Origin of the sequence: Streptomyces sp. NPDC058955, from assembly GCF_042741435.1 — a bacterium.
Classification (GTDB): domain Bacteria; phylum Actinomycetota; class Actinomycetes; order Streptomycetales; family Streptomycetaceae; genus Streptomyces.
This window is the reverse complement of sequence record NZ_JBHYKM010000014.1, coordinates 86,390-92,039: the sequence shown is the minus strand read 5'-3', so window position 1 is coordinate 92,039 and position 5,650 is coordinate 86,390. Positions and strand designations below refer to the sequence as shown.

The 5,650-nt window shown below is 74.1% G+C and carries 5 protein-coding genes; 2 read left to right on the top strand and 3 right to left on the bottom strand.

The features are described from left to right. Nucleotides 1-50: 50 nt before the first annotated feature. The gene (locus ACFW1I_RS09020; RefSeq protein ID WP_384667743.1) at nt 51-821 is read right to left on the bottom strand and encodes a MerR family transcriptional regulator; all 771 of its coding nucleotides are present in this window, start codon (nt 819-821) and stop codon (nt 51-53) included. Nucleotides 822-946: 125 nt separating this feature from the next. Between ACFW1I_RS09020 and ACFW1I_RS09015 the strand changes: the two genes are divergently transcribed. Both ACFW1I_RS09015 and ACFW1I_RS09010 read left to right on the top strand, forming a co-directional pair. Further along, nucleotides 947-2,224 (top strand): ion channel protein, encoded by a 1,278-nt coding sequence (locus ACFW1I_RS09015; protein WP_384667740.1) that lies wholly within the window; start codon nt 947-949, stop codon nt 2,222-2,224. Between the two features lie 29 nt (nt 2,225-2,253). After that, the gene (locus ACFW1I_RS09010; RefSeq protein ID WP_384667737.1) at nt 2,254-3,675 is read left to right on the top strand and encodes a glutamate decarboxylase; all 1,422 of its coding nucleotides are present in this window, start codon (nt 2,254-2,256) and stop codon (nt 3,673-3,675) included. Here the strand turns inward: ACFW1I_RS09010 and ACFW1I_RS09005 are convergent. Then, a complete protein-coding gene (locus ACFW1I_RS09005) occupies nt 3,672-4,883 on the bottom strand; it encodes a WD40/YVTN/BNR-like repeat-containing protein (RefSeq protein ID WP_384667734.1) in 1,212 nt (403 codons plus the stop codon). The genes ACFW1I_RS09010 and ACFW1I_RS09005 overlap by 4 nt on opposite strands. A gap of 97 nt (nt 4,884-4,980) precedes the next feature. Further along, nucleotides 4,981-5,520 (bottom strand): DinB family protein, encoded by a 540-nt coding sequence (locus tag ACFW1I_RS09000; RefSeq protein ID WP_384667730.1) that lies wholly within the window; start codon nt 5,518-5,520, stop codon nt 4,981-4,983. Nucleotides 5,521-5,650 lie beyond the last annotated feature (130 nt).

Sequence of the window (5,650 nt, the reverse complement as noted above, 5' to 3'; positions counted from 1 at the left end):
GGGGGGGGCGCGGGGGCGGCCGGGCCCCCCCCCCCCCCCCCCGCCGGGCGTCAGCGGGCCGCGGCCCCCGCGCGGCGGGCGTTCGCCCGGACGGCGGCGACGAGGTGCTCGGGCAGGCCCTCGTGGATCGAGGCGTAGAAGGCGTGGAAGTTCTCGTCCGCCAGGTACGTCTCGGCGATCCGGACGTGGGTCGCCGGGTGGCAGTCGAAGAACCAGGTGGTGAGGTGGCGGCGGTGGGCCTCGGCGAGGTCCACCGCCTCCGCCGTCTCCGGGCCCAGGCCGCGGTCCATCAGGGCCGCGTAGGCGGCGCCCCAGGCGTCCACCTCGTCCTTCATCCGCTGCCACTCCTCCTTGGTGTAGGCGGCGGCCCTGGCCTGCGCCTCCGCGTGCGAGTGGGTGCCGCCCCAGCGGCGCGCGGACTCCTCCGCGTACCGCTCGGGGTCCTTGTCCCCGAAGACCTCGAACTTCTCCTCGGGCGTGAGGTCGATGCCCATCTTCTTCGCCTCCATGGCGTGCTCGACGGCCGCCGCCATCCTCCGGAGCTCGCCGATCCGCGCGGTCAGCAGGGCGTGCTGCCGCCGCAGGTGCTCCCGCGGGTCGGCGTGCGGGTCGTCGAGGAGGACGGCGACCTCTTCGAGGGGGAAGCCGAGCTCCCGGTAGAACAGGATCTGCTGGAGCCGGTCGAGGTCCGCGTCGTCGTAGCGGCGGTGGCCCGCCGCGCTGCGCCCGCTCGGGGAGAGCAGTCCGATCGCGTCGTAGTGGTGCAGGGTGCGCACCGTGACCCCGGCGAAGCCGGCGACCCTTCCCACGGAGCAGCCCATGTGGCCGTCCGCCCTTTCTCTGTCGGTACGCCGTCAGCCTCGGTCCTGACGCGACGTGAGGTGCAAGCCCGGACGCCCCGGCCTTTCGAGGTGTTGTGCGGCATTTGCTCACTTATGGTGGGGCGGTGGCCACCGATCATGACGCGACCGCCCCTGCCGAAACCCCGGTACGGATCCTCCTCCCGCAGGTGCTGCCCGCCCTCGTGGTGGGCGTCGGATCGGCCCTGCTCTTCCTCGGCATCAGCACGATCGCCGAGGAACTCCAGTCGGTGCTCTGGGAGACCGTGCCCGACGCCCTGGACATCGGCCGGTACTCCTCGCTGTGGATGATCACCGTCCTCACCGTCACCGGCGTCGCCGTCGGCCTGGTGGTCTGGAAGGCGCCCGGGCACGCCGGACCCGACCCGGCCTCCGAGGGGCTCGGCGGGCCACCGCTGCCGCCCCTCGCGGTGCCCGGCCTCCTCGTCGCCTCCACCCTCGCCCTCGCGGGCGGCGTCAGCCTCGGCCCCGAGCAGCCGACGATCGCCGCCGCGATCTCCCTGGCCGCCTGGCTGGGCCTGCGGGCCGCGCCGAACGTGCCGGGCGCCTTCTGGGTCTCCCTCGCCATCGCCGGCACCTTCGGCGCCCTCTTCGGCACCCCCGTCGCCGCCGCCCTGGTCCTCTCCGAGGCGCTCACCGGGCAGCCCGGCCGGGGCTCGCTGTGGGACCGGCTCTTCGCGCCGCTCCTCGCCGCCGGCGCCGGCGCGATGACCACCCAGCTCCTCTCCGACCCCAGCTTCGCCATGGGCCTCCCGCCGCTGACCGACCCCGGCTGGGAGGACCTGCTCGCCGCCCTCGTCGTCGCCACCCTCGGCGCCCTCTTCGGCCTCCTCGGCTGCTACGCCTTCCCCCACCTCCACCGGGCCTTCGGCCGGCTGCGGCACCCCATGCTGATGCTGCCCGCCGGCGGACTGCTGCTGGGCCTGCTCGGCGCCCTCGGCGGACACCTGACCCTCTTCAAGGGCCTCCACGAGACCAAGGAGCTCGTCGACTCCATCGGGGTGTACTCCTCCGGCGAACTGGCCCGGATGGCCGTCGTCAAGCTCGCCGCCCTGCTGGTCGCCGCCGCCTGCGGCTTCCGCGGCGGCCGGGTCTTCCCCGCGGTCTTCCTCGGCGCCGCCTTCGGCCTGGTCGCCCAGGCCCTCGTCCCGGAGATCCACCCGGCGGTCGCCGTCTCCTCCGCCGTCCTCGGCGTCCTCCTCGCGACCACCCGGCAGGGCTGGGTGAGCCTCTTCATCGCCGCCGTCCTCGCATCCTCCCCCGCGATGCTCTCGCTGCTCTGCCTGGCCACCCTGCCCGCCTGGCTGGTCGTCACCGGCCGCCCCCAGCTCGAACTCGACCACCAGGGCAAGTCCCTCCGCTGACCCCGACCACCGCCGCAGAAGGAGCACCGATGGCCCCCCTCCACAAGGGAACCGACGACACCGACTCCGAGCCCTTCCGCCGGCTCGCCCTGAACCCCTTCTACGGCGAGGCCGACCCGGTCGGCGGAATGACCGAGGCGCCGCCCCGGCACCGGATGCCCGACGGGCCGCTCCCGCCGTCCAGCGCCTACCAGCTCGTCCGCGACGAGCTGATGCTGGACGGGAACTCCCGGCTCAACCTAGCCACCTTCGTCACCACCTGGATGGAGCCCCAGGCCGGGATCCTCATGGGCGAGTGCCGCGACAAGAACATGATCGACAAGGACGAGTACCCGCGCACCGCCGAACTCGAACGCCGCTGCGTCGCCATGCTCGCCGACCTCTGGCACGCCCCCGACCCGGCCGCCGCCGTCGGCTGCTCCACCACCGGCTCCAGTGAGGCGTGCATGCTCGCCGGCATGGCCCTCAAGCGCCGCTGGGCCAAGCGGAACGCCGACCGCTATCCGGCCGCCGCCCGCCCCAACCTGGTGATGGGCGTCAACGTGCAGGTCTGCTGGGAGAAGTTCTGCAACTTCTGGGAGGTCGAGCCCCGCCTCGTCCCCATGGAGGGCGACCGCTACCACCTCGACGCCGCCTCCGCCGCCGCCCTGTGCGACGAGAACACCATCGGCGTCGTCGCCGTCCTCGGCTCCACCTTCGACGGCTCCTACGAGCCCGTCGCCGAGATCTGCGCCGCCCTCGACGACCTGCAGGCCCGCACCGGCCTGGACATCCCCGTCCACGTCGACGGCGCCTCCGGCGCCATGGTCGCCCCCTTCCTCGACGAGGACCTGGAGTGGGACTTCCGCCTCCCCCGCGTCTCCTCGATCAACACCTCCGGCCACAAGTACGGCCTCGTCTACCCCGGCGTCGGCTGGGCCCTGTGGCGGAGCGCCGAGGAACTCCCCGAGGAGCTGGTCTTCCGGGTCAACTACCTCGGCGGCGACATGCCGACCTTCGCCCTCAACTTCTCCCGCCCCGGCGCCCAGGTCGTCGCCCAGTACTACACCTTCCTCCGGCTCGGCCGGGAGGGCTACCGGGCCGTCCAGCAGACCAGCCGGGACGTCGCCCGCGGCCTCGCCGAACGCATCGAGGCCATGGGCGACTTCCGCCTCCTCACCCGAGGCGACCAGCTGCCCGTCTTCGCCTTCACCACCGCCCCCGACGTCACCGCGTACGACGTCTTCGACGTGTCCCGCCGGCTCCGCGAACACGGCTGGCTCGTCCCCGCCTACACCTTCCCCGCCCACCGCGAGGACCTGTCCGTCCTGCGGATCGTCTGCCGCAACGGCTTCTCCGCCGACCTCGCGAGCCTCCTCGTCGAGGACCTGCACCGGCTGCTCCCCGAACTCCGCCGCCAGCCCCGCCCCTTCACCCACGACAAGGACGCGGCGACCTCCTTCCACCACTAGCCGGCCTCCTCCCCGCAGGCCAGCAGGAACTCCGACCAGCGGACGCCGTCCCGCGTCAGCTCGTACCGGCAGCGGGAGCCCTCCCGCAGCAGGCCCGCGCCGGTGCGGCGCACGTACGAGGTGCCGTCGTCCAGCTCCCGGAAGGTCCGGCCGCCGTCCAGACTCCGGTAGCCGGACCACTGGGCGGCGAGCTCGACCCGGCCGCCGGGGCCCGGCACCGGAAGCCCCTCCAGCGAGCGCGGCTCCTTCTCCGGGCCCGTGGTCCACATCCGCTGCCAGGTCCTGCCCCCGTCCCGGGAGCGGTGCAGCGCCCGCAGCGGGTTCTTCACCGGCTCACCGCCCTTCAGCTCGCCCATCTCCGCCGCGTACACGGCGTCCGGACCCACCACCACCGACGTGTGCCGGGCCGGGGCGTCGGTCGGGCTCGGCAGCCGGCTCACCGACCAGCTGCGGCCCCGGTCCCGGGAGACGGCGACCGCCGACCGCGTGGTCCCCGGGACCACACCCGACACCCACCAGGAGCCGTCCGGCTCCGCGACCGCCGCCGGCCGGGGATGCGCCCCCAGCGGCGGCTGCGTCACCAGCTCCCGCCGCCGCCCGTCCCGGGGCGAGAGCGCCATCAGCCGCTCCCGGGGACACGACTCCGGCGGGGCGGTCGGGTCCACGCACTCGGCGGTGAGCGCCGCGCCCACGGGTATGTCCGGGGTCCGGCCGGCCGGGCGGGGATCGACGCCCCGCCAACTCCGCCCGCCGTCCGTCGTGAACCAGCCCCGCAGCGGCTCCTCGACGCCGCCGTCCTCGATCAGGGCGCGGCCCGGGCCCAGCACCCACAACTGCGCCGACACCCCTTCCGTACCCCGCAGTTCGGGCAGCGGGGAGGCGCGCCGCTGCCACCGGTCGGCGCCCGGGTCGAGCACCGCGACCCACTGGCGGCAGAAGCCGTTCTCCGGCCGGGCCGGGTCGCTCACGCAGTCGGCGAGGAGCGCGAAGCCGCTGCCGTCGGCGGCGAAGCCGAGGCCGGACGCCCACCCGGGCAGCCCGGCGCCGTCCCCGATCCTCGGCGGGGCGCCGAACACCCCGTCGTCTGCGGGCTTCTCGGCGCGCGGTGCCGGCTCCGGCCCTTCCGTGCAGGCGGCCAGCAGCCAGGCGAGCAGCAGTGCCAGGAGCGCGCGGAGCGGAGCCGGCGCCCGGGAAACGGGAACGCGCATCGGACTTCCCCCTGTCCGTCGGGCGGTTCGCGGTGAACCGTCTGCTCCTGGTACACCGCTCACCGCCTCCGGGTTCCCGCCCGGGGGAAATTTCCCGCTACTTCTCGCGTTCCAGGGCGATCAGCTCGAAGGAGCCCTTGCCGTCGAGGGATTCGCGGATCACGTCCGCGTGCCCGGCGTGCCGCCCCATCTCCTGCACCAGGTGCAGCAGCATCCAGCGGACCGACACCCGCCCGTCCGCGGGGAACCAGGGCGCGGGCGGCAGCGGGAAGGTGTCGTCCAGGCTGGGCACCGTCCGCACGAACTCCTCGGTCTCCCGGGCGACCCCGTCCCAGAAGGCCAGGACGTCGGAGATCCCCTCCCCGTCGACGAGCACGAACGCCTCGTGCCAGGTCCCCTCGGACCGCTGCCGCTCGTTGGGCTTCTCCTGCGCCAGCCGGAGCCAGTTCAGCTCCACCTCGGCCACGTGCTTGACCAGGCCGGAGAGGCTCAGCTCGCTCGCGCTGGGACGACTGGCCGCCTGCTCCTCGGTGAGGCCGAGGAGCGCCCGGCGGAGGGCCGCGCGCTGGGCCTCCACGAAGTTGAGGAACGCGCCGCGCTCGTCGCCGGGAGCCTCCGCGGGAACAAGAGCCACCATGATGTCCGCCTTCCGTACGGGTTCCGCCCCGGGGGGTACCGGGCGGCACCCCCACAAACAAGGAACTAGGACCCAAACCGTCCAAGAAAGCGACACCGCGCCGCGCGCGCTGGTTGGTGATACACGGAGG